Source organism: Mesorhizobium sp. WSM4983, from assembly GCF_029625765.1.
GTDB lineage: Bacteria > Pseudomonadota > Alphaproteobacteria > Rhizobiales > Rhizobiaceae > Mesorhizobium.
The window spans coordinates 394,871-421,253 of the sequence record NZ_JARTVM010000002.1; the positions used below are offsets into that span (position 1 = coordinate 394,871).

A 26,383-nucleotide genomic window follows, 5' to 3' on the forward strand; every position below is an offset into this window, starting at 1 on the left:
CCGCGTTCGCGGTTCATCAGATCGTCTCCAGGCGGTGCATTCCGGCTGATGTCCGCGATCGACCTCACGCATTCGGGGCCGCCGGCTGCCGCAAGGCAGAGCCGGCGGTCCACGTCGTGGATTACGCTTGCGGCCGCCATCGTCTCGCTGATCGCTCTCCTGCCGCTTGCCTTCATCGTCTGGGTGGGCATCCAGACGGGATGGGACACGGTGGTGGCGCTGATCTTTCGGCCTCGCGTCGGCGCGCTCCTGGTCAACACCATCCTGCTTGTCGTCCTGGCCGTCCCGATCGCCATCGCGCTGTCGGTGGCGCTTGCCTGGCTGACCGAGCGCAGCGACCTTCCCGGCAACCGTTGGTGGTCGTGGCTGTCGGTGGCGCCCTTGGCAATTCCCGCCTTCGTCCACAGTTACGCCTGGATCAGCCTGATCCCCGGCCTGCACGGGCTCTGGGCCGGCGTGCTCGTCTCCGTCATCGCCTATTTCCCGTTTCTCTATCTGCCGATCGCAGCGGCGCTGCGCCGGCTTGACCCGGCGCTGGAAGATGCCGCCGCAGCGCTGGGCCTCGGACCCTGGCGCGTCTTCGCGCGTGTCGTGCTGCCGCAGTTGAGGCTGGCCATCTGTGGCGGTTCGCTGCTGGTTGGCCTGCACCTGCTTGCCGAATACGGGCTTTATGTCTTCATCCGCTTCGATACCTTCACCACCGCGATCGTCGACCAGTTCCAGTCGACCTTCAACGGCGCGGCGGCGAACATGCTCGCCGCCGTGCTGGTCGCCTGCTGCTTCGTGCTGCTTGGCGTGGAGGTGATCGTGCGTGGTGAGGAGCGTTATGCCCGCGTCGGCTCCGGGGCGGCGCGCCAGCAGCAGCGTGTCGCCCTCGGCCGCGCCACGCTGCCTTGCTTGCTGCTGCCCGCCGGGACTGCGCTGCTCACGCTCGGCGTGCCCTTTGTGACCGTCGGCCGCTGGCTGCTTGCCGGTGGCGCCGACGTCTGGCGTTGGGACGAGATCAGCCTGGCGCTCGGCCAGACGCTGGTCCTCGCCGTCGCCGGCGCGCTGCTTGCCACGGTCGCCGCAATGCCCATGGCCTGGATCTCGATCCGTGCGCCCGGCCGCTTGCAGCGCCTGCTCGAGAGCTGCAACTACATCGTCGGCTCGCTGCCGGGTGTGGTCGTCGCGCTGGCGCTGGTGACCATCACCGTACGCATCGCCTTGCCGCTCTATCAGACGCTCTTCACCATCCTTTTCGGCTATGCGCTGATGTTCCTGCCGCGCGCGCTGGTCAGCCTGCGCGCCTCGATCGCCCAGGCGCCGGTGGAACTCGAACGCGCAGCTTCGAGCCTCGGCCGCCCGCCGCTCAGGGCGCTATGGTCGACCACGATCCGGCTGTCGGCGCCGGGCGCGGCGGCCGGGATGGCGATGGTGGCACTCGGCATCACCAATGAATTGACCGCCACGCAGATGCTGGCGCCGAACGGCACCCGCACCCTTGCGATGGCGTTCTGGTCCTACAGCGGCGAGATCGACTACGCCTCGGCCGCCCCTTACGCCTTGATCATGGTGGCGATGTCGCTCCCCATGACCTGGGTGCTCTACGTCCAGTCAAAGCGGATGGCCGGCCGATGAGCTTCCTCGAGCTCCGCGACGTAGCAAAACATTATGGCCCGGTGGCAGCACTTGCCGGCGTCGACCTCACCGTCGAAAGCGGCAGCCGCACCGCGATCGTCGGACCCTCCGGCTGCGGCAAGACCACTTTGCTGAGGCTGATCGCCGGCTTCGAGGCGCCAGACCGCGGCCGCATCGCGCTCGACGGCAAGCTGCTCGCCAATGGCGGGGCGGCGGTGCCGGCGCATCGCCGCGGCATCGGCGTGGTGGCGCAGGACGGCGCCCTCTTCCCGCATCTCACCATCGCCGACAATATCGGCTTCGGCATGCCCCGAAGCGCCGAGAAGCGCGCCGAGCACATTGTCGAGCTCGCCTATATCGTCGGGCTTGACAAGGCGATCCTGAAGCGCCGTCCGCACGAGCTTTCCGGCGGCCAGCAGCAGCGTGTCGCGCTTGCCCGTGCCATGGCGATGAAACCCCGCCTGATGCTGCTCGACGAGCCGTTCTCGGCGCTCGACACCGGCCTCCGGGCCTCGATGCGCAAGGCTGTGGCCGAGCTTCTGGAGGATGCGGGCATCACCACCATCCTGGTCACCCACGATCAGGCCGAGGCGCTGTCCTTCGCCAGCCAGGTGGCCGTCATGCGCGACGGCCTGTTCTCGCAGGTCGGCACGCCGCGCGAGCTCTACTTCCAGCCCAGGGACAGGATGGTTGCCGAGTTCCTCGGCGACGCCATCATCGTGCCAGCCAAGATCGCCGACGGCTTTGCCATATCGCCGCTCGGCCGCATCGCGGTCGACATCACCGAGCGGCGCGACGTCGCCCGTATCATGCTCAGGCCCGAGCAGGTGGTGCTTAAACGAACCTCCCGCGAAGGCATGTCGGGGACGCCGGACATGCTGTTCGGCGAGGTGACGGACTCCGAATTCGCCGGCTCAGTCTGCACCATCGCCGTGCGGCTGCTCAATAGCCCGGATCCGCCGGATGCGGCCGCGATCGGCAACACACCGCTCGTCCTGCGCAAGACCGGCATGGACGTGCCGGAGGTCGGCGAGATCGTGCGCCTCACGGTGACCGGCAAGGCGCATGTGTTTGCCTGAAGCTGAGTCAAGAGGAGGGGCTTACGCTGCCGAGGCGCCTGCCGCCCCGATCGAACCAGTGCAACTTCTCGGCTGTGGCGGTGATGCGCAACTTGTCGCCGGGCTTTGCCGCCGTGCGGCCGCCGACCCCTACCACGATATTATTGCCGGCAGCCGAGCAGTGCAGGAAGGTTTCCGCGCCGACCGGCTCCACGACCTCGACCGTTGCGGGCAGCATCAGCGCCCCGGATCGGTCCTCGGCATCGGCGACGAGTTCGGCGTCCTCGGGCCTGAAGCCTAGCATTGCCGCCTGCCCGCCGGGCGGGGCAAGAACAAGCAACTTTCCTTCCAGCTCAGTTGCAGAACTTTCTGTGCTCAGTGAGAGCAGGTTCATCGGCGGCGCGCCAATGAAGGACGCGACGAATGTCGAGGCCGGCTTCTCGTAAATGTCGAGAGGAGCGCCGATCTGCTCGACCAGCCCCGCATTCATGACGACAAGCATGTCGGCTAGCGTCATCGCCTCGAGCTGGTCGTGGGTGACATAGACCGAAGTGACGCCGAGCCTGCGCTGCAGGCTCTTGATCTCGACCCGCATCTGGCCGCGCAGCTTGGCGTCGAGGTTGGAGAGCGGTTCGTCGAACAGGAAGACTTTCGGATTGCGCACGATCGCCCGGCCCATGGCGACGCGCTGTCGCTGGCCGCCGGAAAGCTCGCGAGGGCGCCGGTCGAGCAGTCCCGACAATTCCAGCACCTTGGCAGTTGAACGCACTCTGCTGTCGATCTCGGCTTTCGGCGTGCCGCGATTACGCAGGCCATAGGCCATGTTGTCGTAGACCTTCATATGCGGGTAGAGCGCGTAATTCTGGAAGACCATCGCAATGTCGCGTTCGGTCGGCCCGATCGCATTGACGATCTTGCCGTCGATCGCAACCGTTCCGGACGAGATGGTCTCGAGTCCGGCGATCATCCTGAGCAACGTCGATTTGCCGCAGCCGGAGGGACCGACCAGCACGCAAAGCTGCTTGTCCGGAATGGCGATCGAAACGCCTTTCACGGCCTCGACGCCGCCGGCATAGACCTTCCTCACATCATTGAGATCAACCGTCGCCATCGCTCCTCACTTCTCGGATTCGACCAGGCCGCGCACGAACCAGCGCTGCATCAGCACCACGACAAGGATCGGCGGCACGATGGCCAGCATCGCGGTGACCATCACAAGGTGCCACTGGGTATCGGCATCGGCGAAGGAAACCATCTTCTTCAGCGCGATGACGATGGTGTTCATGTCGTTGCTGTTGGTGACCAGCAGCGGCCACAGATATTGCGTCCAGCCATAGATGAAAAGGATGACGAACAGCGCCGCGATGTTGGTGCGCGACAGCGGCAGGAGTATATCGAAGAAGAAGCGCCACGGCCCGGCGCCATCGACGCGCGCCGCCTCGATGAGCTCGCCCGGGATGGTCATGAAGAACTGTCTGAACAACAGCGTGGCCGTGGCCGAGGCGATCAGCGGGATGATCAGACCGGCATAGGTGTCGATCATGCCGAGGTCGACCATCACCTTGTAGGTCGGCAGGATGCGGACCTCGACGGGCAGCATCAGAGTGATGAAGATCAGCCAGAAGAAGGTCATGCGCAGCGGGAAACGAAAGAACACGATGGCATAGGCCGATAGGATCGAGATGAAGATCTTCCCGACCGCGACGCCGAGCGCCATGACCGTCGTGTTGAGAAGAAGCCTGCCGACGCTGACGCCGCCGATGCGCCCGACACCGCCGAACAGGGCCTCGCTGTAATTGTTCCAGAGTTGGTCACCGGGCAGCAGCGGCAGGGGCGGCTTGAGGATCGTCTGCAGCGTCTGTGTCGAGGCCACGAATGTGTAGTAGATGGGAAATGCAACGATCAAAATGCCGAGAATGAGAGCGGCATGGGCGATCAGGACACGCAACGGGGACTGGCCGATCATCGCTTGCCTCAGCCGTAGTGGACCTTGCGTTCCACATAGCGGAACTGGATGGCGGTGAGCGCGATGACGATGACCATCAGGATCACCGACTGCGCCGCCGAGTCGCCGAGGATCAGGTTGACGAAGCCGTCATTGTAGACCTTGTAGACCAACGTCTCGGTGGTCTTGCCCGGTCCGCCGCCGGTGACGGCATGGACGATGCCGAACGTGTCGAACAGGGCATAGACAGTGTTGACGACCAGCAGGAAGAAGGTCGTCGGCGCGAGCAGCGGGAAGATGATGGTCCAGAAACGCTTGGTCTCGCGAGCGCCGTCCATCGCCGCCGCCTCGATCAGCGTCTTCGGCACCGCCTGCAGCCCGGCGACGAAGAACAGGAAATTGTAGCTGATCTGCTTCCATGCTGCGGCGGAAACCAAAAGGATCATGGCGTGACTGCCGTTGAGCAACGGATCCCAGGCTATGCCGAGACTTCTCAGCACGTAGGATAGCGAGCCGATCGAAGGGTTGAACAGGAACAGCCACAACATGCCGGCGATCGCCGGCGCCACCGCATAGGGCCAGATCATCAGTGTGCGGTAGAGCGCTTTCCCGCGCACCACTTTTTCCGCCATTACGGCAAGCAGCAACGCCACTGCCATCGCCACGATTGCGGTCGCAAGCGAAAATACCACCGTTACCTTGATCGAGTTGAGATAGGCCGGATCGGCAAGCACTTTGCGGAAATTGGCAAACCAGACGAACTTGCTCTTTAGCCCGAATGGATCCTGCCTGAGCATGGACTGGTAGAGCGCCTGCCCGGCCGGCCAATAGAAGAAAACCAGTGTTATGGCGAGTTGCGGCGCCACAAGCAGGTAAGGCAGGACTTTGTTGGGGAAAACGACGCGCGGGGTCAGCTTGGTTTCCTCGTCAAGCAAGGATCGCCCGCGCCGATCCGCGCGGGCGACGTTTCATCCTCGGCCAGGTTTAGTTGCCCAACGCGTCCTTGATCGCCGCGTTGCCGCGCGAGACGGCATTGTCGAGCGCCTGCTGGGCCGTTTCCTGGCCGGCCAGCATCTTCTCGAACTCCTCGTTCTGGATATCGCGCACCTGAGGCAGGTTGGGCAGGCGCACACCCTTCGAATTTTCGGTCGGCGCCTTGCCGGTCATCTGCAGGATCGGTGTCTCGCGGCCCGGGTTCTTGTCGTAGAAGCCGGACTTCTTGGTCGCCTCATAGGCTGCCAGCGTCACCGGCAAGTAGCCCGACTTCTGGTGCAGATATTCCTGCACCTCGGTCTTGGAGAGATAGGCGAAGAAGGCCGCGACGCCCTTGTACTCCGCATCGGATTTGCCGCTGAAAACCCAGAGGCTTGCGCCGCCGGGGGTCGTGTTCTGCGGCGCACCCTTGGCATCGCTGTCATACGGCAGTTGGCCGATGCCGTAGTTCATACCCGACTTGACGATATCGCCGAGCCCGCCCGACGACTCGGTAAAGATGCCGCATTCTCCGGCGAGGAAGATCTGCTTGGCTTCGGAGGTTCGCCCGCCATATTTGAAAGTGCCATCCTTGGCGAGGTCAGCCAGCGCCTGAAAGTGGTTGACGAAAATCGGCGCATTGATCTTGAGCTCGACGTCGCCGCCGGCCAGTCCGTTCTGCTGGGTCGCCCAGGAAACATTATTCCAGGCGGCAAAATTTTCCAGATGGATCCAGGTCAGCCAGGTCGAGGTGTAGCCGCAAGGGGCCGCGCCGCTCGCCTTGATCTTCTTCGCCGCTTCCCAGACCTCGTTCCAGGTCTTAGGCGGGTTGTTCACGTCGAGGCCGGCCTTCTGAAAGATGTCCTTGTTGTAGTAGAGGATCGGCGAGGAGGAATTGTAAGGGAAAGACAACATGGTGCCGTCCGGCTTCGAATAGTAGCCGACAATGCCGGGCAGATACTGGCTCTTATCGAACGTCATCCCCGCGCCCGTCAAAACTTCGGCCACGGGTTTGATCGCGCTCTCGGCCGCCATCATGACGCCGGTGCCGACATCGAACACCTGGATGATGTCCGGCGCCTGGCCGGCGCGGAACGCGGCGATGCCTGCATTCAGCGTCTCGGGATAGGTGCCCTTGAAGACCGGAACGATCTGGTAGTCGCTTTGGCTGGCGTTGAAGTCCTTCGAGATCTTGTCGACGACTTCCGCATTGGCGCCCGTCATCGCATGCCACCAGCTGATCTGCGTGACAGCGAAAGCGGACGTGGTGGAAAGCAGGGTCAAGGTAGCGGCAACACCTGCCGCGAAGCCGAAGAGCTTCATGTTTTCATCTCCCGTTGTGATTGGCGAAAGGGGGGCTTCCGCAGAACCAGTATGTGTTGCGCATGACAATCGGACAACGGTTTTGTTATGCGTCGATGAACATCATCTGATCCTAAATTAACGTGCATCGGTCACGGCCGGGCAGATTGCTTGCCGGCTTAGGATTTGAGCGACTCCAACCATCGTATTGCGACAGCCGGCCCAACCTTATCCGTCCTTTACAACCTGAGGCACACGCGTCGGTTGCAGGTCCACTAATCGATTCTTCAGCCGTCGGGCCTTAAGCAATCTTAACTTGATTGATGCGGGAAGATCAGGTGGGGCCAAATGTTGACCGTCTATAATTGCATCGTGCACGAGCACGATCTGAGGTTGGTCGCACTTGCGGCGCTCATCTGCGGAATTTCCTCTTTCTCGGCGGTCAATCTTCTTCGCCATGTCGAGCAATCGACCAGTCGAAATCGCTACGCATGGCTGTTGATTGCAGCCACGGCGACCGGATTCGGTATCTGGGCGACGCATTTCGTCGCCATGATCGCCTTCACGCCGGGAATACCCAACGCCTATAACGCGGAGCTTTCCGCGCTTTCGCTGGCCGCCTCCGTAGTTCTGACAGCGGCCGGAATGTGGATCGCCACCATCCGCGGCGGCATTGATCACTATCTTGTCGGCGGCGCCGTGCTCGGCGTCGGCATCGCCGTGATGCACTATACCGGCATGGCGGCGTTCGAGGTCCAGGGCAGGATCGTCTGGAACGAGCTGCTCGTCGCTCTTTCGCTGGCGGCGGGCGTCACGCTTGCCGCGCTTTCGCTGCTCGTCGTGCTTTGCCGCCCGTCGACGCTTACGACGATCGCTGCCGCCGTCTTGCTCACACTGGCCATCTGCACACTGCATTTTATCGCCATGGCGGCGGTCTCGATCTATCCGGACTCCTCGATAGAGATCTCAAAATTCACCATCGCGCCGATGTCGCAAGCCTTTGCCGCTGCGGCGGCAAGCCTGGTCATTCTGGTGCTCTCGGCCGCGGCGCTCCGCATCGACCTGCGGTTCCGCCGGCATCAGGCGGAAGCGCAGCGCATGCACGGCCTGGCCAACGCGGCGGTCGAGGGGCTGATCGTTTGCGACGGCAGCCGCATCGTCAGCGCCAACGACAGCATCGCGGCGCTGAGCGGCATCGCGCCCGGCACGCTGAACGTGATGACGCTCAGCGACCTCTTCGGCGAACGCGTTGCCTCAGCCATCGCCGGCGGCAGCGGTCAGGCGCAGGAAGCCGAGCTGCGCAGCCAGGACGGCACCCGCATTCCGGTCGAGCTGATCGCCCGCAGCATCGACTATTGCGGCAAGCCTCACGACGTCGTCGCCGTCCGCGACATGCGCGAGCGCAAGAAGGCCGAGCAGGAGATCCTTCGCCTGGCGCATTTCGATCCGCTGACCGGGCTTGCCAATCGCCGCAGCTTCACCAGCCGGCTCGAGGCCGAGATCGCCACGGCGAGCGGCAAGGACGGGCAGCTCGCGCTGATGCTTCTCGATCTCGACCGCTTCAAGGAGGTCAACGACCTCTTCGGTCATGCGGCCGGCGATGCAGTGCTGCAGAGGGTGGCGCAATGCGCTTCGGGCGTGCTCCGCCATGGGCAGATGCTCGCCCGCCTCGGCGGCGACGAATTCGCCATCATCGCGCCGAACCTTCCCGACCCGCAGGCCGCCGGCCGTATCGCCGAGGCGGTGCTTTCCAAGCTACGCCAGGAAAGCCAACTGTCGCCCGGCGGCGAGCTGGTGTCGGCAAGCATCGGCATTGCTCTTTACCCGCTGGATGCCGACGACCAGGCGGCGCTCGTCAGCCATGCCGACACTGCGCTCTACCGCGCCAAGGCCGAGGGCAAGGACACTTATCGCTATTTCGAGGCTTCGATGGGTGCCGAGACGCGCGACAGGCGCGCCATGGAGCACGATCTGCGCCAGGCGGTTGCGCGCGGCGAGTTCCGGCTGGTCTATCAGCCGCAAAAGGAGATCAGCAGCGGCAAGATGATCGGCTTCGAAGCCTTGATCCGCTGGCATCATCCGGAGCGCGGCAACATCCCGCCGTCGGTCTTCATCCCGGTCGCCGAAGACAGCGGCGCCATCGCCCAGATCGGCGAATGGGTGCTGGCGACGGCCTGCGAGGAAGCCGTGCGCTGGAAAACTCCGCTGACCATCGCCGTCAATGTCTCCGCGGTGCAACTCCACAACCCGAATTTCAGCCGCAAAGTGCACGAGATCCTGCTGCGTTCGGGACTTCCGGCCGGACGGCTGGAGCTTGAAGTGACCGAGACGGCCCTTATCAAGGATATGCCCCGGGCGCTGGCGACCCTGCGGCAGGTCAAGGCGCTTGGTATTCGCGTCGCGATGGACGATTTTGGAACCGGCTATTCATCGCTTTCCAATCTCCGCGCTTTCCCTTTCGACAAGATCAAGATCGACGGCTCCTTCATCAAGTCGGTCGACAGGAATGGTCAGGTCGCGGCCATCGTGCGCGCCGTGCTGGGGCTGGGGCGCGGCCTGGGCCTGCCTGTTCTGGCCGAAGGCGTCGAAACGCTGGACGAATTGCGCTTCCTCGATGCCGAGGACTGCGAGATCGGCCAAGGATACTATCTCGGCAGGCCAGGCCCGATCGAAACCTTCAGCGAGCTGACCGGCGTGCCGGCGGCGATGGATGCTGTCGAGGCCCGCGGCGGCCGCATCCTCATGCTCGAGCCCGCCGCCGCGCGCTCAGCTTGACGGACCGAGCGCGGCTTCCACCAGTCGCTTGGCGTCGGGACTCGACCATTCCGCCGGTCCGTTCATATGTGCGATCAGGCAGCCTTCGCCGTCGATCAGCATCGTCACCGGCAGGCCAAGCGCCAGCCCGCGCGTCTTGGCCTCGTTGAACAGGCCCATTGTCGCATCCCGGTAGTAGCCGAGCGTCTCGATGCCGATCTCCTTCAGGAACTTTTTCGGCTTGGCGTCATCGCCGGTGTCGACATTGACCGCGACGACCTCGAAAGTGTTGCCGCCTTTTTCCTTCTGCAACGCATCGAGCGCCGGCATTTCGGCGCGGCAGGGCGCGCACCATGTCGCCCACAGATTGAGCAGCACCGTCTTGCCGGCATGGCCGGCGATCGTCGTCGGCTTGCCGTCGGGTCCGTTGAAGGCGAGTCCCTTCAGCGATTGCGGCGGATCCGCCGGCTGCAGTGCCGCGACCTGACCGACGGCCTTTGCCGCAACCTGCTTGGCCCGTTCGGCCTTCGCCTTGCAAGCGACGTCGTCCTTGCCGGTGCTGGCCGCGGCAACCTGATCCGGCGCGTTGTTGCCAGAACCGCTCTCGCTGACATATACCGCGACCGCGCCGGCCAGCACGCCCGCTACAAGCGCGGCGAGGATGAGGCGCGGGGCCGGGAAGAATTTATTGCCGTCTGCCATTTTCTTAAAAACTGCTCCGGAGCACGGGTTATAGCGATGAGCGACAAGAAGGCCAGCAACCAGATGTGGGGCGGACGTTTTGCCTCGGGTCCGGCCGCGATCATGGAAGCGATCAACGCATCGATCGCCTTCGACCGCAAACTCTACGCACAGGACATCCGCGGCTCGATCGCCCACAGCGAGATGTTGGCTGAAACGGGCATTATTTCGGCCGCCGATCAAGAAAAAATCGCTCACGGCCTGAACACGATCCTGAAAGAGATCGAGGCCGGGAAATTCGAATTCTCGACCAAGCTCGAAGACATCCATATGAATGTCGAGGCGCGTCTGGCCGATCTGATCGGGTCGGCTGCCGGCCGCCTGCATACCGCCCGCTCGCGCAACGATCAGGTGGCGGTCGATCTGAAACTCTGGGTCAAGGAGGAATGCCAGCGCGTCGCCCAGGCGCTGAAGGACCTCATCGGCGCCTTTCTCGAGCGCGCCGAGGAGCACGCCGCGACGGTAATGCCCGGCTTCACCCATATGCAGGCCGCGCAGCCTGTGACCTTCGGTCATCATTGCATGGCTTATGTCGAGATGTTCGGCCGCGATCTGTCACGTGTCCGCGACGCCATCGAGCGCATGGACGAAAGCCCGCTGGGCGCCGCCGCGCTGGCCGGCACGAGCTTTTCCATCGACCGCCATATGTCGGCGAAGGCGCTCGGCTTCCGCGAGCCGATGCGCAATTCCCTCGACAGCGTGTCGGACCGCGACTTCGCGCTCGAATTCCTCTCGATCGCCGCGATCTGCGGCACGCATCTGTCGCGGCTGGCCGAAGAGATCATCATCTGGTCGACGCCGCAATTCGGCTTCATTCGGCTATCGGATTCATTCTCCACCGGCTCCTCGATCATGCCGCAGAAGAAGAACCCCGACGCCGCCGAATTGGTGCGCGGCAAGACCGGCCGCATCAACGGCCATTTGGTCGGCTTGCTGACGGTGATGAAGGGCATGCCGCTGACCTATGGCAAGGACATGCAGGAGGACAAGGAATCGGTTTTCGACGTAGCCGAAACGCTCGACCTGATGCTGGCGGCGACCGCCGGGATGGTCCGCGACATGACCGTCAACGCCATCTCCATGAAAAAGGCCGCCGGTGCCGGCCATGCCACTGCCACCGACCTCGCCGACTGGCTGGTGCGTAATCTGGGCCTTCCTTTCCGAGAGGCCCATCACGTCACCGGCCGCGCCGTCGCGCTCGCCGAGGAGAAGAACGTCGGCCTGGAAAAGCTCTCGCTGGAGGACCTGCGCTCGATCCATTCCGGTATCACCGACGGCATCTTCTCCGTGCTTGCCGTGCAGAATTCGGTGAAGAGCCGGACCAGCTTCGGCGGCACCGCGCCGTCGGAGGTGAAGAAGCAGATCCGCTACTGGAAAAAGCGGCTCGCCAAGGCGTGATGCCGGGATGCAATGCGCCGAAAACTCGGCTAAAAGCGCGGCTGGACAAAACAGTTTCGAACGGATGGATCGATGACCCGAGGCAGGATTTTGATGACGCTCGCGCTGCTGGCGGCGGTTGTCACCGTCACGGCCTGCGGCAGGAGAGGCGGCCTCGATACGCCTTACGAGGCTGCCGTGCAGGCGCGCAAGGATGCGGAGCGAGCCAAACAGCCGCTGCCGCCCGAGCCTGAGAAACCGGTCAAGGACAAGAAGTTCATTCTCGACCCCTTGCTCTAGAGCCGAGGAGATCATCCGATCTCATCGCGCTCCAATTTTCGGACCTCTCCCCGTGAACCATTTCGACTACCGCGACGGCGTTCTCTACGCCGAGGATGTGGCAATCCCCGATATCGCCTCCAGCGTCGGCACGCCGTTTTACTGCTATTCGACCGCGACCCTGACCAGGCATTTCCGCGTCTTCAAGGAAGCTTTTGCCGGTCTCGACGCGCTGGTCTGCTACGCCATGAAGGCGAATTCCAACCAGGCCGTGCTGAAGACCTTGGCAAGACAAGGCGCCGGCGCCGACGTGGTGTCGGAAGGTGAACTGCGGCGCGCCTTGGCCGCCGGCATCCCCGCGAGCAAGATCCTGTTTTCCGGCGTCGGCAAGACCGCGCGGGAAATGGACTTCGCCCTCAATGCCGGCATCCTCTGCTTCAACGTCGAGTCCGAACCCGAACTCGAACTGCTGTCGGCGCGCGCCACAGCGCTCGGCAAGGTGGCACCCGTCTCGCTGCGCATCAACCCGGACGTCGACGCCAGGACCCACAAGAAGATCTCCACCGGCAAGGCCGAGAACAAGTTCGGCATCCCGTGGCAGCGGGCGCGCCAGGTCTATGCCCGCGCGGCGGAGCTGCCGGGCATCAAGGTCACCGGCATCGACACCCATATCGGCAGCCAGATCACCGAGCTGCAGCCTTTCGACGACGCTTTCGCGCTGCTGGTGGAACTGGTCGGCGTGCTGCGCGCCGACGGGCATTCAATCGAGCATGTCGATCTCGGCGGCGGCCTCGGCATTCCGTACCGCGTCGACAACAGCCCGCCGCCCTTGCCCGACGCCTATGCCGAGATCGTCAGGAAGCATGTCACCCGGCTCGGCCTGAAGGTGATGTTCGAGCCTGGCCGGCTGATCGTCGGCAATGCCGGCATCCTGGTCTCGGAAGTGATCTATGTGAAGGAAGGCGACGCCAAGAACTTCCTCGTCGTCGACGCCGCCATGAACGACCTGATCCGGCCGACGCTCTACGATGCCTTCCACGACATCAAGCCGGTGGTGCAGCCGCCGGCCGCCACGCCGCGCATGACGGTCGATATCGTCGGGCCGGTCTGCGAGACAGGCGATTTCCTCGGCCTCGACCGCGACCTCCCCAGGCTGAATCCTGGCGACCTCATCGCCGTCGCCACCGCTGGAGCTTACGGCGCCGTGCAGGCCGGCACCTACAACACCCGGCTCCTGGTGCCGGAAGTGCTGGTCGACGGCGACCGTTTTCACGTCGTGCGGCCGCGCCAGACCCATGAGGAGCTGATCGGGCTGGATTCATTGCCGGAGTGGCTGAAATAGCACGAGGGTCCCGCGCTCAAAGGAGCAAGCCATGCTGGAGACTGGAGCTATCACGCGCGATCGCATCGCCGCGGTGGAACCGCGCATCCGCCCGTTCGTCCGCCACACGCCGGTAATGCGCGTCGACATGGCTGACTTCGGCCGGCCGGCCTTTCCGGTCGATCTGAAGCTCGAATGTCTGCAGCATTCCGGCTCGTTCAAGGCGCGCGGCGCATTCACCAACCTGCTCGAGCGGCAGGTGCCCGCAGCGGGTGTGGTCGCCGCCTCCGGCGGCAATCATGGCGCCGCCGTCGCCTATGCCGCCATGAAGCTCGGGCACAGGGCCACCATCTTCGTGCCCGAGGTCAGCCCGCCGGCAAAGCTCGAGCGCATCCGCAGCTATGGCGCCGAGCTGGTGGTCGGCGGTGCGCGCTATGCCGAGGCGCTGGCTGCCAGCGAGGATTTTGCCGAACGAACCGGCGCCCTGCGGATCCACGCCTTCAACCAGGAAGAGACGCTAATCGGCCAAGGCACTCTCGGGCTCGAGATCGAAGCCGATCTGCCGCAGATCGACACACTGCTTGTCGCGGTCGGCGGCGGCGGCCTGATCGGCGGCATCGCCGCCTGGTTCGCTGGCCGCATCCGCATCATCGCCATCGAGCCCGAGGGCGCGCCGACGCTTCACCGCGCCTTCGAAGCCGGCAAGCCGGTCGATGCACCGGCCGAGGGCATCGCCGCCGATTCGCTGGCGCCGAAGCGCGTCGGCGAAATGATGTTCCCGATCGCGAAAGCTTTCGTCGAGCGCTCGATCCTGGTCAGCGACGACGACATCGTGGCGGCGCAGAAAGCGCTCTGGGACCGGGCGCGAATCATCGCCGAGCCGGGCGGGGCCGCTGCCTTTGCCGCGATGCTTTCCGGCCGCTACGCGCCGGCTCCCGGCGAGCGCGTGGCCGTCCTGGTCTGTGGTTCCAATACGAATCCCGCGAATTTCTGATCGTAAAGGCGGCGAACCCGTCACAGATTTTGGAACCCGCCTCGCCTTCGCCGTGTTTGGTGTTATCCTCTGCTCATAAGGTCCGGGCGATCCTGCCCGGGCAGGAAGGGCCGATGACGGAACGACCCATTTCCAGCGACGAACGCGGTCTGGCCGGGCGCCTTGCCTTGACCCGGCTGGCGACGCGGGCCTCGATGATCTTCGAGCGCGGCTGGCCGTTGCTGTTGCCGCTGGCGGTGGTCGCCGGCCTGTTCCTCAGTGTCTCGTGGCTGGGCTTGTTCCAGCGCCTGCCGGATCTGGCGCGGATCGGCCTCCTGATCCTCTTCTCCATCTCGGCGCTCGCCGCGCTCTTTGCGCTGCGCTTCTTCCGCATTCCTTCCGCCGCCGAGGTCGACCGACGCATCGAGGCAGCGAACGAGCTGCTGCACAGCCCCGTGCAGGTGCAGACCGACCGGCCGAGCGGCGCGGAGAGCCTCTTCTCGCAGGCGCTGTGGCGCGAGCACCAGAAGCGCATGGCCGAGCGGCTCTCCGACCTGGGCGGCGATAGGCCGCGCACAAGCGTGCCGGATTACGACCGCTGGGGCCTGCGGGCTGTGGTGGGGCTGCTGTTCGTCACCGCTTTTGCCTTCTCGTTCGGACCTTTCGGCGGCAGGATCAGCGACGGCTTCGTCGCCAGCGCCGCGCGCGATAGCGTGCCGCCCCGCATCGATGCCTGGGTGACGCCGCCTTCCTATACCGGCAAGCCGCCGCTGTTCTTGACCGCCGACGTCAACCAGGCCGCGCAGGTCTTCAGCGTCCCTGAGGGCAGCGACGTCTCGCTGCGCGTCACTGGCGGAACCGGCGAAGAAACGCTGAGCTATGCCGACGCGAACGGCAATGATCGCGCCATCGAACCGGTTGCGCCGAAGGGCGCCACGCCAGCCGCGGCACAGCCGGGGTCCCCAGCCGGGCTCAAAGTGCGCCAGTTCTCCGGCAAGCTGAACACCAACGGCACGCTGCGGCTCAAGTCCGGCGAGGACGATCTCGGCCACTGGGCCTTCGCCATCATCCCGGACAAACCGCCGACGATCCGTTTCGTCGGCGAGCCCAAGCGTGCCGTCAATGGCGCCGTCGAGCTCAACTACCAGATCGACGACGACTATGGAGCGGCCTCCGCCAAGGCCGTCTTGGAGCTGTCTGAGCCGCCGCCCGCCAATGCGCATCCGCTCTATGGCCCGCCCGACATGCCGCTGACGCTGCCGCGCCGCGGCGGCAAGGCGAACGCCGCTAAGACGACCAAGGATCTGACCGAGCATGTCTGGGCCGGCAGCACCATCAAGCTGACGCTCACCGCCACCGACGATGCCGGCCATACCGCCACCAGTGAGACCAAGACGCTGGTGATGCCGGAGCGGCCCTTCTCCAATCCCCTGGCCCGCGCGGTGATCGAGCAGCGCCGCCTGTTGGCGCTCGACGCCAACGCCAAGCCGCGCGTGCTCGACCTGATGGACGCGATCACCCTGCGCCCGGAGGATACTTTCGACAACATGTCGCATTACCTCGCGATCATGAGCGCCAGGAGCCGGCTGAAGCTTGCCGAGAACGACGACCAGCTGCGCAACGAGGTGGCTTATCTGTGGGAGATCGCGCTCGGCATCGAGGAAGGCAATCTGTCGGCCGCCGAGCGTCGGCTGCGCCAGGCGCAGCAGGCGCTACAGGACGCCATCAAAAACGGCGCCAGCGACGAAGAGCTCGAAAAGGCGATGAAGGAACTTCGCGAGGCGATGAACCAGTTCCTGCAGGAATTCGCCCAGCGCGCCCAGCAGAACCCGAACGCGCCGCAGATGCAGCAGAACGGTCGGGAACTGCGCCAGAGCGACATCAACCGGATGATGGACGAGATCGAGAATCTCGCCAAATCCGGCGACCGAGACCGGGCCCAGCAGTTGTTGTCGGAACTGCAGGACATGATGAACAACCTGCAGGCCGGCCGCCAGCAGCAGGCCGGCGAGCAGGACAGCGAGATGCGCCAGCAGATGGACAAGCTGGGCGAGATCATGCGGCGCCAGCAGGAGATGATGAACGATACCTTCCGCCTCGATCAGATGCAGCGCGGCGATCGCCAGCGCGGTGCAAATCGCGACGAGCAGCTGGGCGAGGATGGCGAGCAGTCGCAGGACGGGCAGAAGCCCGGCGATGACCGCGACCCGCTCGGCCGGCCGAAGCAGATGACGCCGCAGGAATTCGCGGATGCGCTGAAGCAGCTGCAGGAGGGTCAGGGCCAACTGCAGAGCGAGCTCGACAAGCTGAAGAAGGGCCTCGAAGGCATGGGCATGCAGCCCAATGAGGGCTTTGGCGAGGCCGGCAAATCCATGGGCGATGCCGAGCAGGCGCTGGGCGAAGGCGAAGGCGACCAGGCGGTCGGCCACCAGGGCCGCGCGCTGGAGGCGCTGCGCCGCGGCGCCAAGGAGATGATGAAGCAGATGCAGGCCATGCAGGGCGACCAGGGCGGCAGCGAACAGGGCGGACGTCAGCAGGACGCCGACCGCGACCCGCTTGGCCGGCCGCGCGCCACGAAGGGCCCCGACGACGGCAACTCCGTCAAGGTGCCCGACGAGATCGACGTGCAGCGCGCCCGCCAGATCCTCGAAGCGATCCGCAAGCGCCTCGGCAACGCGCTCAGCCCGGACATCGAGCGCAGCTACCTCGAACGCCTGCTCGAACTGAAATAGCGCCCACACCGGTCACCGCCGACATGCCGAAGCTTGGAACCGTCACGCCGATCCTGCGCATGTTCGATACCGTCAAGGCGCGAGAGTTCTATCTCAACTTCCTCGGTTTCGAGGTCCGCTTCGAGCATCGCTTCGACGACAACGCGCCGCTCTATATGGGCGTCGCCCGCGACGGCTGCGAGCTGCATTTGAGCGAGCATCATGGCGACGGCTCGCCCGGTGCCAATATACGCATCGAAGCGACCGGCATCATTGAGCTGCATCGCGAGTTCAAGGCCAAGAACTACCGCTTCAACAGGCCGGGCCTCGAGACGACGCCTTGGCAGACGAAGGAGGTCACGGTGATCGATCCGTTCGGCAATCGCCTGACCTTTTTCGAAAGAGACTGAGGTAGCGGGCAGCCGCAGGTCGCTCTCGCCACACGCATTGCAGGCCGCGCTGCCTGCCGGTATCGTCATCGTCAAGGGAGACTGGCGATGATCGACTTCTGGTTCTCCATCGGCAGCACCTACACCTATCTTTCGGTGATGCGTCTCGCCGAGGTTGCGGCTGAGACCGGCATCGAGTTCCGCTGGCGACCCTTCAATGTGCGCGCCATCATGATCGAGATGGACAACATTCCCTTTGCCAAGAAGCCGGCGAAGGCCGCTTATATGTGGCGCGACATCGAGCGCCGAGCGGCGATGTACAGGATGGTGCCGAAACTGCCGGCCCCCTACCCGCTGGCCGAGCTCGAACGCGCCAATCGCGTGGCTCTCATCGCGGCGCGCGAGGGCTGGTGCGAAGCCTATGCCCGGGAAACGTACCGGCGCTGGTTTGAAATGGGTGAGCCGGCTGGTAGCGAGCCAAACATTTCGGCTAGCATCGAGAAAGCCGGACAGAAAGCAGAGCCGGTTCTTCGGCGGGCCGACAGCGATGACGCCAAGGCCGAGCTCGCGGCCGCGACGGAGCAGGCCAAGGCGCTCGGCATCTTCGGCTCGCCGAGCTTCGTCGTCGACGGCGAATTGTTCTGGGGCGACGATCGCCTTGAGGATGCCATGCGATGGCTCAAGCAGATGGAGAGCGGACCGCCGGATTGAGCGGACCGTTTCGTACGTCAAAGACTGGCTGTTGCCTGTGCCTGCCTGGTCAGCATGAAAGCCTCGCGGATCGCGTTTTCCATCCCGTCGATCGCTTCGCCCGTCGCCAGCGGATTGCGGTGAAGCACCACATTCGAGGAATCGATGTCGCCGAAGCCGTCGGCGGCGGTCAGTTCGCGGCAATCGGGCGGGATGTTGCTGCGCGAGATCGGTGCGATCGCCAGGCCAGAAGTGACCGCCAGCGTCAGGCCGCCATTGGTGTCGCTGGTGTAGGCGACGCGGTAGTCGAGGCCGCGCTGCTGCAGCGACTTGATCGCGAAGTCCCGACACCAGCCATTGCGGCTGTAAAGCGCGATCGGCACCGGCCGTTCCTCATGCATGTGATGCAGCGTTGACGTCACCCATACCGTGGGATCGTGCATCAGCACATCGCCGCCGGAAAAACCTTCCCACTCGAACACCACCGCAAGGTCGAGTTCGCCGGCCGCAAGCGCCCTCACCTGCGAGTCGGAGTGCGCGTAACGCACCGTGACCTCCACGCGCGGGTGGCGTTTGGCGAATTCGCCAAGTGCCCGCGACAAGATTGACCGCCCGTATTCGGCAGGAATGCCGATGCGCACCAGCCCGCCGAGCGGCGGCGCGACCAGCGATGCCGCCGTCTCGTCGAGCAGCGAGACGATGCGGCGGGCGTTGGTGATGAGCTCGCCGCCGCGGCGTGTCAGCGCCACCCCGCGAGAGCCGCGCTCGAACAGGCTGTCGCCCACCATGTCTTCCAGCTTTTTCATCTGCATGGACACCGCCGACTGGGTGCGTCCGGCCTTTTCCGCCGCCTTGGTGAAATTGCCGGTCTCGGCCACCGCCACGAAGGTGCGCAGGAGGTCGCTGTCGAGGGTGGGCTTCATCGATGCCGCCATAAGAAATTTTGATTGCTGGTATCATTCCAATTCGTTTGCAACATGTCAAACGTCGCAGGATAGTTGCTCTACCCGTTGGATATGCGGCCGTGAGATTCGGCAGCGGACCAATTCGAAGAGTCCTCACTCGTGCCCGCTGCCCGAAACGGTGGCGGGCTCTTTTTCACTGGAACGAACATGCAGAACCGGATGGTGCTTGGCATTTTGAGCCTCTGCCTCGGCGTTCTTGTCTTTTCGTTGCAGGACCCGCTGGTGAAGGCGGTTTCGGGCAGCTATCCGGTGACGGAAGTGATGGCGATCCGCGCCCTCGTGGCGCTGCCGATCCTGGTCGTTATCGTCCAGGCCGATGTCGGCCTAACAGCCTTGCTGTCGAAACGAGCGGGCATGCTGACGCTGCGCGGCTTCATCCAATTCAGCTCCTACACCGTCTACTATCTGGCGATTGCCGCCCTCTCGCTGGCCGACGCGATAGCGCTCTATTTCATGGCGCCGCTCTTCATCATGTTGCTTGCCGGGCCTTATCTCGGCGAGCACGTCTCCGGGCGGACGCTGACGACGGTGCTGATCGGCCTGGTGGGCGTGGTCGTGATGTTGCGTCCGGGCGCCGGATTGTTCGACTGGGCGGCACTGCTGTCGCTCGGCTCGGCATTCCTCTACGGGTTCTCGCAGCTGATGGCGCGCCGGATCGGCGAGACCGAATCCTCGACGGTGATGGCCTTCTACCAGAACGGCGCCTATCTCACCGGCGCTGTGGCGGTCGCCGCGGTGTTTCATCTTGCCGGCATCACCCATGCGGGCCACCCGAGCCTCGACTTCCTGGTGCGGCCCTGGGTCTGGCCGGCGCCGCCGGACTTCCTGAAGATGGCGGCCTGCGGCTTCGTTGCCTCCGCCGGCATGATCTTGCTGTCGCAGGCCTACCGGATGGCGCCCGCCAACCGGGTCGCAACCTTCGAATACACGGGCATCCTCTGGTCGCCGCTGTGGGGCTTCCTGTTCTTCGCCGAGGTCCCGCGGTCAACGACGGTGCTGGGCGCGGCGCTGATCATCGGCGCCGGTCTGGTTGCACTGAACGGTGAGCGCCGACGCGGCGCAGCACCTGCAATCGCAGCGACCGGCGATGCCGTCTAAACGATCAAGCGAAGCAGCTTAATGCCCGTCCGACGCGGGCGCGTATTTCGGCAAGCGTGAACGGCTTCTGCACGACGTCGAGGATGATGCCGTTCAATTCCTCGGCGCGCTCGCGCTGGTCGGCATAGCCGGTCATCAGCATGATCTTCATGGCCGGAAACTGTTTTGCCGCCGCGGTCGCCATCTCGATGCCGTCCATCTCCGGCATGCGGATATCGGATACCACGAGATCGTAGCTGCCGCGCTGCTGGCGGATCAGGGTGAGCCCCTGCGCGCCATCGGCGGCGATGGTGACACTGTGCCCATCACGCTCCAGCGCGCGGGCAGCGAGGGTGCGGACGGATTCATCGTCCTCGACGATCAAAAGCTTTGCCATGCCGAGATAGATGCCGCCGAAACGTTGACGTTTTCTGAAAATTTGAAACGTCTATGCGGCCTCTTTCGGCGCGACCTTACTTGTCGCCTTTCACGACCCCGACAAACGGCAATTCCCGGAAAGCATGCGCGACGTCCATGCCGTAGCCGACGACGAAATAATCGGGGCAGTCGAAGCCGACATAATCGGCGTTGAGCGTGGTCTGGCGGCGCATGCGCTTGTCGAGCAGCACCGCGATGGCGCAGCTCCTGGCGCCGCGCGACAGCATCAGGTCGCGGGTGAAGGAAAGCGTCTTGCCGGATTCGAGGATGTCGTCGATCAAAAGAACGTCGCGGCCGGCGACCTCGTTGTCGATGTCGCGCAGCACCTTGACCTCGCCGCTTGTGGTGCCGGCGCCGTAGCTGGAGATGAAGATGAATTCGACCTCGGGCGACAGGCCGACGTCGTGCATGGCGCGGATAAGATCGGCGGCAAAGACGAACGAGCCTTTCAGGATCGATATCACAAGCAGGTCGTGATAGTCGCGCCCGGCGATTTCCTTGGCGAGCTCGAGATTGCGCCGGGCGATCGCCGACGCCGAAAACAGGACCTCGATGTCCTTGCCGCGTACAACTGGCATAGCTTTTTCCTTCAGAATCGCCTGCAACGCCGGAAGGGCTAGGTTCATCAATATTCAGGTCAGGCCGAACCCAAAATAGCGGGTTCCGAGAACCGGTGCAGAGCGTACTCAAGCACGTGAGCACCTAAGCGCAGGAAACCACTAATTGCAGGCCGGCATCACCTGAATATCGATGCACCTACCCGGCGAAGGTGACCGATACGGCCTTCACGCCGTTTCTAGGGACATCGAACCGGCTGGAAAAGCCGAATCTTTCGCCGGGCGCCAGCGAGCGGTTGGATGTCCCCAACCTGTAGCGGATGACATTGCTGGCATTGTCGGTGACGCGGATCTCGAGCGGCGGCAGCGACTCCGCCCGTACGCCGTCATTGGCGGCCTCGCCGTCGATGAACAGGATGGGCTTCAGCCCCGAGGCATCGATTCGCGACGTCACACCGGAAATGCTGAGCGCGCTTGCCGGCTGCGCAGCCGCCCAGAAGGGGCTCTGACGCACCAGGGCATGTCCGCCCGACACCCAGAAAGCCACGAGTGCGGCGCCCACTCCGGCGGCCCAGAAGATCGGACCGCCACGCGAGGCCGGCCGCGCCGGCGCAGCCTCCGGTTTGCGCAGCATGCCCATGCCAGCGATGGATGGCGTCGAGGGCGCTTGCGGCGGCAACGGCGCCGCAATCGGTTCCGAACGGGCGGCGAATCGCGGCAGCACCACATAGTCGGCATCGACGACATCGGTGTCGAGGATGACGCGCTCCGGCGCGGCCTTTGTCGCCGTGCCGGTCATGATTTCGCCGGAAACAGAGCGCGCGGTTCTATCCTCAGCCATTACGGCCCCAGTGCAATCTTCGTTGCTTTTGGGTAAACGCAAATGGTTAACGCTTCCCCACCGGAACTGCTGTGAAACGTCGAAAGCGCGCAGAAATTAACCAACGATTAACCATGCCGGCCGATGGTCTTGGCAGAGAACAGGCTGGCGGGATGCCGCCTAAGGTTTCAGGTCGCCGAACGTGATCCGCTTCGAAAATGTCGGCCTCCGCTATGGCATGGGTCCGGAGATCCTCCGCGACATTTCCCTGCACATTCCGGAGCGCTCCTTTCAGTTCCTGAGCGGCCCCTCGGGCGCCGGCAAGACCACCTTGCTGCGCCTGCTTTTCATGTCGCTGAAGCCGACGCGCGGCCTGATCACCATTTTCGGCAAGGATCGTTCGCGCATCTCGCGCGGCGAGTTGCCGCTGCTCAGGCGCCGCATCGGCGTGGTGTTCCAGGATTTCCGCCTGCTTGACCACATGACCACTTACGAGAACGTGGCGCTGCCGTTGCGCGTGCGCGGGCGCGAGGAGGCGAGCTATCGCACCGACGTCACCGAACTCCTGAAATGGGTTGGCCTCGGGGAGCGCATGCATGTGCTGCCGCCGGTGCTGTCGGGCGGCGAGAAGCAGCGTGCTGCGATCGCGCGCGCGCTGATCGAGCAGCCGGAGATCCTGCTTGCCGACGAGCCGACCGGCAACGTCGATCCGCCGCTGGCGCGCCGGCTGCTGAGGCTCTTCATCGAGCTCAACCGGCTCGGCACCGCCGTGGTGATCGCAACCCACGACCTCGGCCTGATGGAGCAGGTCGATGCCCGGCGCATGATTCTCGCCGGCGGAAGGCTGGACGTCTATGACTGAGCTTCCGGCCGATCACCTGCACGAGGAAGCCGTCGAGACGACGGCTGCCGTTCGCCGGGTTCAGCGCAAGATGGCGCCGATCGTGCCGGCGCAGAACATCGCCGGCCGGGCGCTGGTGCTGGTCATCGCCATCATGACCTTCCTGTCCTGCCTGACCTTCGGCGCCGTGACGCTGGTGCGCGACACCGCCTCGGTGTGGGAGAACCAGATCTCGCGCGAGGCGACGATCCAGATCAAGCCCGTCGAGGGCCTCGACATGGAAGCAGCCCTCGCGCAGGCCTCTGAAATCGCCAGCGAGTTCCGGGGTGTGAAGGGTACGAGGATCGTCGACCGCGATGCGACGGCGCGCCTTTTGGAGCCGTGGCTGGGCACCGGCCTCAACATCGATGAACTGCCGGTGCCGCGCCTCATCGTCGTCACCATCGACGAGGCCAATCCGCCCGACTTCGCGGCCATGCGCGCCGCGATCACGCCCAAGCTGCCGAGCGCCGCGCTCGACGACCATCGCACCTGGGTCGACCGGCTGGTCGCCATGGCGCATACGACGGTGACGATCGGCTTTGCCGTTTTGGCGCTGATATTGTCGGCGACGGTGCTGACCGTGGTGTTCGCCACGCGCGGCGCCATGGCCGGCAACGGCCACATCATCGAGGTCCTGCATTTTGTCGGCGCCGAGGCCCGCTTCATCGCGCGCGAATTCCGTTGGCATTTCCTGGTCACCGGCATGAAGGGCGCCGCCGCCGGAGGTGCCGCCGCTATCATGGTCTTCATCGTCTTTTCCTGGTGGTCGTCGCGCAACATGGCGACGCCTGAGGCCGACCAGGCGACCGCGCTGTTCGGCAATTTCGCGATCGGCTCCACCGGCTATCTCGGCGTCGCCCTGATGGTGCTGGTGATCGGCGCGCTGACCGCTGCGACCTCGCATGCCACGGTCGTCGCCTATCTCAGCGAGATCGACATCCGGCAGCCGGATGCGGTCTGATCATGACGCGTAGCCAAGGGTGGCGCGAATGCAAGAGGTGGCAAGTTGGGTTTCCAATGCGATCCGGACTCCACAAGTGCATGATCACGCAAGGGAAACTGCCGTAACGCAATGTGCGCCGTGCTATCTATGAAAGGCGACGGTTCAGAGTTAACCATTGGATGTTTTCAGGATTAACCTGGGGATGATGGACGCGCGGGACTCGATCGGAACGGCTGGACGGATGCCAGCGGCGCTTACGCGCGGTGCTGCGTCTGCAAGAACCGGTCGTCTCAGATTTGCGCTTCGTCTCTGCGGTTTCTTCGTGCTCGCCCTGCTGGCGCTTTTCGCCGGCGGCTTCGGCTGGTTTGCCGACAAGGTCAGCAACATGACGACGCCGGTCAATCCGGCCAGGGCCGACGCAATCATCGTGCTCACCGGTGGTCAGTCGAGGCTCGACGCCGCCATGGATCTGCTGGCATCAGGCAAGGGCGAGCGGCTCTTGATCAGCGGTGTTCACCCCACGGCGAGCCGCCGCCAATTGCAAGCGGCAATGGGCGGCGACAAGCAGCTGTTCTCATGCTGCGTCGACATCGACCGCGCCGCGCTCGACACGATCGGCAATGCCGAGGAGAGCGCCAAATGGGTGGAAAGCCACGCCTATGGCAGCATCATCGTCGTCACCAACAACTACCACATGCCGCGCAGCCTGCTCGAGATGGGCCGGCTGCTGCATGGCGCGCGGCTTGAGCCCTATCCGGTGGTCAACAACAAGCTCGGCAATGGCAGCTGGCTGACCAAGCCGGAAGCGCTGCGCGTGCTGCTCACCGAATACAGCAAATATGTGTTGGCGCTGGCGCGCGGCATCGTCCCGCTTCGGCCGACCACCGAGGGCGTCACGCTCGCCGAAGCCTCTACGGTGAGCAAGAACTAAGCTTCGCCAGACGCGCTGTTGCGCAGGCGTGCGATCTCCTGCTCCAGACCGGCAATGCGTCTATCCCGCTCGGCAAGCGCGGCGGCCACATCCGCCGCTTCGAAGCGCTGCGGAATATGCTGCGGGCAATTTGCATCCCAGGCCGTGACGCTGAACAGGATCGCCTGCTCCGGCCGCGCCTTGTAGTTGGCCGGCATCAGCCTCGCCGTCAGCTCCGCATCGTCCTCGACGACGCGCGCTGTGCCCCAGATCTTGATGCGCTGCCGAAGCATGTAGTCGATCAGGAACAGGAAGGCCTGGGCATTGTCCGCAAGATTGCCCTGGGTGATGAACTGCCGGTTCCCCGAGAAATCGGCAAAGCCGATCGTTTGCTCGTCCAGCACCTTCAGGAAGCCGGCTGGCCCGCCGCGATGCTGAACATAGGGTTGACCTCCGCCATTGGCTGTCGCCAGGAACACACTGGTCTGCGCCTCGACGAAGGCGGCGAGGTCGGGCGTGATCGTCGCCCGCCAGCCGCCGCGCTCCTCGACCCGCGCATAAGATGCGCGCGAGCCCTTGCGGGACTGGATGGCCTTGACCGTAGGGGTAAAGGCGACGTCGCTGGTGAAGGCGTCCATGGCGGCTGTCCTCTGCCAAAGTGGAACGACATGTAGCCCCTTCCGAAATCCGGAGGTAGAAGGCATATTTGCAATCCATCCTTCCACATTTCGGAAGAATAAATGGACCGCCTCGACGCCATGTTCTTGTTCGTAGCCACCGTGGAGGCCGGCAGCCTTTCCGCCGTCGCGCGACATGCCGGCGTGCCGCTCGCCACCGTCAGCCGCAAGCTCTCCGAACTGGAGAGGCACCTCAAGACGCGTCTGCTCAACCGCTCGACGCGGCGCCTCACCTTGACGGACGCTGGTCGTTCCTATCTCGCCGCCTGCCGCCGTATCCTCGATGAGGTGGGCGAAGCCGAGCGCGCCGCCGCTGGCGAATACTTGAGCCCGACCGGCGAGCTGGTGATCACTGCGCCGGTCGTCTTCGGCCGCCTGCATGTGCTGCCGATTGTTACAGATTTTCTGGCCGCCTATCCCGACGTCGACATCCGCCTGACGCTGTCCGATCGGATCACGCAACTGATCGAGGAGCATATCGATCTTGCCGTGCGCATCGGCGAGCTGCCGGATTCGGCCATGGTCGCAGCGCGCGTGGCCAGATCCGCCGCATCATCTGCGCCAGCCCGGCATATCTTGCGAAGCATGGCACGCCGTTCGAACCGCGCGACCTTTCAGGCCACAAATGCATCACCTTCGAAGGGCTTGCCTCTCCCGCGACGTGGAGCTTCGGCACCGACAAGAGCGAAACCGTGGTTCCGGTCCGCTCGCGGCTGCAGCTCAACACCGCCGAGGCAGCAATCGATGCGGCGATCGCCGGCCTCGGCCTGACTAGGGTGCTCTCCTATCAGGCGGACGCCGCGGTGCGCGCCGGCGCGCTTCATGTCGTGCTCGAGCCGTTCGAGCCGCCGCCATGGCCGGTCAATCTCCTGCATGCCGGTCAGGGCCTGCTGCCGGTGAAGCTGCGCGCCTTCCTCGATTTCGCGGCGCCCCGCCTGAAGGAGCGGCTGGCGCGCTCGCTGTGATGCGCCCGACCGTCGC

At 64.3% G+C, this 26,383-nt stretch carries 24 protein-coding genes and 1 pseudogene; 15 read left to right on the forward strand and 10 right to left on the reverse strand.

All coding sequences use genetic code 11. The features are described 5' to 3' along the window. The first annotated feature begins 48 nt into the window (after positions 1-48). Positions 49-1,620 (forward strand): ABC transporter permease, encoded by a 1,572-nt coding sequence (locus P9254_RS09165; RefSeq protein ID WP_095799909.1) that lies wholly within the window; start codon positions 49-51, stop codon positions 1,618-1,620. Further along, entirely contained in the window at positions 1,617-2,699 is a 1,083-nt protein-coding gene (locus P9254_RS09170; protein ID WP_067319100.1) for an ABC transporter ATP-binding protein, read from the forward strand. Before P9254_RS09165 ends, P9254_RS09170 begins: the two co-directional genes overlap by 4 nt. A 7-nt stretch (positions 2,700-2,706) precedes the next feature. Here the strand turns inward: P9254_RS09170 and P9254_RS09175 are convergent, their stop codons facing one another. From P9254_RS09175 to ugpB, 4 genes are all read right to left on the reverse strand, one after another. Beyond that, positions 2,707-3,789 carry a sn-glycerol-3-phosphate import ATP-binding protein UgpC gene (locus P9254_RS09175; protein WP_278053279.1) on the reverse strand — a complete coding sequence of 361 codons (1,083 nt, stop codon included), beginning with the start codon at positions 3,787-3,789 and terminating at the stop codon, positions 2,707-2,709. Positions 3,790-3,795: 6 nt separating this feature from the next. Then, positions 3,796-4,644: a sn-glycerol-3-phosphate ABC transporter permease UgpE gene (ugpE, locus tag P9254_RS09180; RefSeq protein WP_067319104.1), complete on the reverse strand. Its 849-nt coding sequence runs from the start codon at positions 4,642-4,644 to the stop codon at positions 3,796-3,798. 8 nt (positions 4,645-4,652) lie between these two features. After that, a complete protein-coding gene (ugpA, locus tag P9254_RS09185) occupies positions 4,653-5,537 on the reverse strand; it encodes a sn-glycerol-3-phosphate ABC transporter permease UgpA (RefSeq protein ID WP_067319653.1) in 885 nt (294 codons plus the stop codon). A gap of 70 nt (positions 5,538-5,607) precedes the next feature. Beyond that, on the reverse strand, positions 5,608-6,918 hold the full coding sequence (gene ugpB, locus P9254_RS09190; RefSeq protein WP_066990210.1) for a sn-glycerol-3-phosphate ABC transporter substrate-binding protein UgpB: 1,311 nt from the start codon (positions 6,916-6,918) through the stop codon (positions 5,608-5,610). A gap of 327 nt (positions 6,919-7,245) precedes the next feature. Here ugpB and P9254_RS09195 point away from each other — a divergent pair, with 327 nt between their 5' ends. Then, positions 7,246-9,672, forward strand: a complete 2,427-nt coding sequence (locus tag P9254_RS09195) for a sensor domain-containing diguanylate cyclase (RefSeq protein WP_067319106.1) — start codon at positions 7,246-7,248, stop codon at positions 9,670-9,672. Here the strand turns inward: P9254_RS09195 and tlpA are convergent. After that, positions 9,664-10,353, reverse strand: a complete 690-nt coding sequence (gene tlpA, locus P9254_RS09200) for a thiol:disulfide interchange protein TlpA (RefSeq protein WP_067319108.1) — start codon at positions 10,351-10,353, stop codon at positions 9,664-9,666. The two genes, P9254_RS09195 and tlpA, sit on opposite strands and share 9 nt — an antisense overlap. A 36-nt stretch (positions 10,354-10,389) precedes the next feature. Between tlpA and argH the strand changes: the two genes are divergently transcribed. The 7 genes from argH to P9254_RS09235 all read left to right on the forward strand — a co-directional run bounded on the left by argH (position 10,390) and on the right by P9254_RS09235 (position 18,153). Then, positions 10,390-11,790: an argininosuccinate lyase gene (argH, locus tag P9254_RS09205; protein ID WP_278053281.1), complete on the forward strand. Its 1,401-nt coding sequence runs from the start codon at positions 10,390-10,392 to the stop codon at positions 11,788-11,790. Between the two features lie 72 nt (positions 11,791-11,862). Next, positions 11,863-12,069 carry an LPS translocon maturation chaperone LptM gene (gene lptM / locus P9254_RS09210; RefSeq protein WP_067319112.1) on the forward strand — a complete coding sequence of 69 codons (207 nt, stop codon included), beginning with the start codon at positions 11,863-11,865 and terminating at the stop codon, positions 12,067-12,069. 52 nt (positions 12,070-12,121) lie between these two features. Then, on the forward strand, positions 12,122-13,390 hold the full coding sequence (gene lysA, locus P9254_RS09215) for a diaminopimelate decarboxylase (protein ID WP_278053283.1): 1,269 nt from the start codon (positions 12,122-12,124) through the stop codon (positions 13,388-13,390). Positions 13,391-13,421: 31 nt separating this feature from the next. Continuing rightward, the gene (locus P9254_RS09220) at positions 13,422-14,363 is read left to right on the forward strand and encodes a threonine/serine dehydratase (protein ID WP_127247113.1); all 942 of its coding nucleotides are present in this window, start codon (positions 13,422-13,424) and stop codon (positions 14,361-14,363) included. A 113-nt stretch (positions 14,364-14,476) separates the two neighbouring features. Next, the gene (locus tag P9254_RS09225) at positions 14,477-17,074 is read left to right on the forward strand and encodes a TIGR02302 family protein (RefSeq protein WP_278053284.1); all 2,598 of its coding nucleotides are present in this window, start codon (positions 14,477-14,479) and stop codon (positions 17,072-17,074) included. A gap of 23 nt (positions 17,075-17,097) precedes the next feature. Next, on the forward strand, positions 17,098-17,463 hold the full coding sequence (locus tag P9254_RS09230) for a glyoxalase superfamily protein (RefSeq protein WP_278053285.1): 366 nt from the start codon (positions 17,098-17,100) through the stop codon (positions 17,461-17,463). Positions 17,464-17,550: 87 nt separating this feature from the next. Continuing rightward, on the forward strand, positions 17,551-18,153 hold the full coding sequence (locus P9254_RS09235; protein ID WP_127240090.1) for a 2-hydroxychromene-2-carboxylate isomerase: 603 nt from the start codon (positions 17,551-17,553) through the stop codon (positions 18,151-18,153). 17 nt (positions 18,154-18,170) lie between these two features. Here P9254_RS09235 and P9254_RS09240 read toward each other — a convergent pair whose 3' ends face one another. Then, a complete protein-coding gene (locus P9254_RS09240) occupies positions 18,171-19,055 on the reverse strand; it encodes a LysR family transcriptional regulator (protein WP_127215624.1) in 885 nt (294 codons plus the stop codon). Between the two features lie 189 nt (positions 19,056-19,244). Between P9254_RS09240 and P9254_RS09245 the strand changes: the two genes are divergently transcribed. Next, entirely contained in the window at positions 19,245-20,195 is a 951-nt protein-coding gene (locus P9254_RS09245) for a DMT family transporter (protein WP_278053286.1), read from the forward strand. Positions 20,196-20,199: 4 nt separating this feature from the next. Here P9254_RS09245 and P9254_RS09250 read toward each other — a convergent pair whose 3' ends face one another. The 3 genes from P9254_RS09250 to P9254_RS09260 form a co-directional block, all read right to left on the reverse strand. After that, entirely contained in the window at positions 20,200-20,571 is a 372-nt protein-coding gene (locus tag P9254_RS09250) for a response regulator (protein ID WP_067319126.1), read from the reverse strand. A 76-nt stretch (positions 20,572-20,647) separates the two neighbouring features. Next, entirely contained in the window at positions 20,648-21,190 is a 543-nt protein-coding gene (gene hpt / locus P9254_RS09255) for a hypoxanthine phosphoribosyltransferase (protein WP_067319657.1), read from the reverse strand. A gap of 178 nt (positions 21,191-21,368) precedes the next feature. Beyond that, positions 21,369-22,010 carry a hypothetical protein gene (locus P9254_RS09260; RefSeq protein ID WP_067319128.1) on the reverse strand — a complete coding sequence of 214 codons (642 nt, stop codon included), beginning with the start codon at positions 22,008-22,010 and terminating at the stop codon, positions 21,369-21,371. Positions 22,011-22,191: 181 nt separating this feature from the next. Between P9254_RS09260 and ftsE the strand changes: the two genes are divergently transcribed. The 3 genes from ftsE (at position 22,192) to P9254_RS09275 (ending at position 24,746) form a co-directional block, all read left to right on the forward strand. Beyond that, positions 22,192-22,851: a cell division ATP-binding protein FtsE gene (gene ftsE / locus P9254_RS09265; RefSeq protein ID WP_066990245.1), complete on the forward strand. Its 660-nt coding sequence runs from the start codon at positions 22,192-22,194 to the stop codon at positions 22,849-22,851. After that, positions 22,844-23,833: a cell division protein FtsX gene (locus P9254_RS09270; RefSeq protein WP_278053288.1), complete on the forward strand. Its 990-nt coding sequence runs from the start codon at positions 22,844-22,846 to the stop codon at positions 23,831-23,833. The genes ftsE and P9254_RS09270 overlap by 8 nt, the downstream gene beginning before the upstream one ends. Positions 23,834-24,017: 184 nt before the next feature. Next, positions 24,018-24,746 carry a YdcF family protein gene (locus P9254_RS09275; protein WP_066990251.1) on the forward strand — a complete coding sequence of 243 codons (729 nt, stop codon included), beginning with the start codon at positions 24,018-24,020 and terminating at the stop codon, positions 24,744-24,746. Here the strand turns inward: P9254_RS09275 and P9254_RS09280 are convergent. Continuing rightward, a complete protein-coding gene (locus tag P9254_RS09280) occupies positions 24,743-25,363 on the reverse strand; it encodes a pyridoxamine 5'-phosphate oxidase family protein (RefSeq protein WP_095823981.1) in 621 nt (206 codons plus the stop codon). The two genes, P9254_RS09275 and P9254_RS09280, sit on opposite strands and share 4 nt — an antisense overlap. 102 nt (positions 25,364-25,465) lie before the next feature. On the opposite strand from P9254_RS09280, the pseudogene P9254_RS09285 reads away from it, so the two are divergent. Beyond that, positions 25,466-26,367, forward strand: a pseudogene (locus tag P9254_RS09285) (LysR family transcriptional regulator). Positions 26,368-26,383 lie beyond the last annotated feature (16 nt).

Bases quoted from the DNA above. Each gene is read 5' to 3' on its own strand.
- P9254_RS09165 (WP_095799909.1), top strand. From the start codon at position 49: ATGTCCGCGATCGACCTCACGCATTCGGGGCCGCCGGCTGCCGCAAGG.
- P9254_RS09170 (WP_067319100.1), top strand. From the start codon at position 1,617: ATGAGCTTCCTCGAGCTCCGCGACGTAGCAAAACATTATGGCCCGGTG.
- P9254_RS09175 (WP_278053279.1), bottom strand. From the start codon at position 3,789: ATGGCGACGGTTGATCTCAATGATGTGAGGAAGGTCTATGCCGGCGGC.
- ugpE (WP_067319104.1), bottom strand. From the start codon at position 4,644: ATGATCGGCCAGTCCCCGTTGCGTGTCCTGATCGCCCATGCCGCTCTC.
- ugpB (WP_066990210.1), bottom strand. From the start codon at position 6,918: ATGAAGCTCTTCGGCTTCGCGGCAGGTGTTGCCGCTACCTTGACCCTG.
- P9254_RS09195 (WP_067319106.1), top strand. From the start codon at position 7,246: ATGTTGACCGTCTATAATTGCATCGTGCACGAGCACGATCTGAGGTTG.
- tlpA (WP_067319108.1), bottom strand. From the start codon at position 10,353: ATGGCAGACGGCAATAAATTCTTCCCGGCCCCGCGCCTCATCCTCGCC.
- argH (WP_278053281.1), top strand. From the start codon at position 10,390: ATGAGCGACAAGAAGGCCAGCAACCAGATGTGGGGCGGACGTTTTGCC.
- lptM (WP_067319112.1), top strand. From the start codon at position 11,863: ATGACCCGAGGCAGGATTTTGATGACGCTCGCGCTGCTGGCGGCGGTT.
- P9254_RS09220 (WP_127247113.1), top strand. From the start codon at position 13,422: ATGCTGGAGACTGGAGCTATCACGCGCGATCGCATCGCCGCGGTGGAA.
- P9254_RS09225 (WP_278053284.1), top strand. From the start codon at position 14,477: ATGACGGAACGACCCATTTCCAGCGACGAACGCGGTCTGGCCGGGCGC.
- P9254_RS09230 (WP_278053285.1), top strand. From the start codon at position 17,098: ATGCCGAAGCTTGGAACCGTCACGCCGATCCTGCGCATGTTCGATACC.
- P9254_RS09235 (WP_127240090.1), top strand. From the start codon at position 17,551: ATGATCGACTTCTGGTTCTCCATCGGCAGCACCTACACCTATCTTTCG.
- P9254_RS09240 (WP_127215624.1), bottom strand. From the start codon at position 19,055: ATGAAGCCCACCCTCGACAGCGACCTCCTGCGCACCTTCGTGGCGGTG.
- P9254_RS09245 (WP_278053286.1), top strand. From the start codon at position 19,245: ATGCAGAACCGGATGGTGCTTGGCATTTTGAGCCTCTGCCTCGGCGTT.
- P9254_RS09250 (WP_067319126.1), bottom strand. From the start codon at position 20,571: ATGGCAAAGCTTTTGATCGTCGAGGACGATGAATCCGTCCGCACCCTC.
- hpt (WP_067319657.1), bottom strand. From the start codon at position 21,190: ATGCCAGTTGTACGCGGCAAGGACATCGAGGTCCTGTTTTCGGCGTCG.
- P9254_RS09260 (WP_067319128.1), bottom strand. From the start codon at position 22,010: ATGGCTGAGGATAGAACCGCGCGCTCTGTTTCCGGCGAAATCATGACC.
- P9254_RS09270 (WP_278053288.1), top strand. From the start codon at position 22,844: ATGACTGAGCTTCCGGCCGATCACCTGCACGAGGAAGCCGTCGAGACG.
- P9254_RS09275 (WP_066990251.1), top strand. From the start codon at position 24,018: ATGATGGACGCGCGGGACTCGATCGGAACGGCTGGACGGATGCCAGCG.
- P9254_RS09280 (WP_095823981.1), bottom strand. From the start codon at position 25,363: ATGGACGCCTTCACCAGCGACGTCGCCTTTACCCCTACGGTCAAGGCC.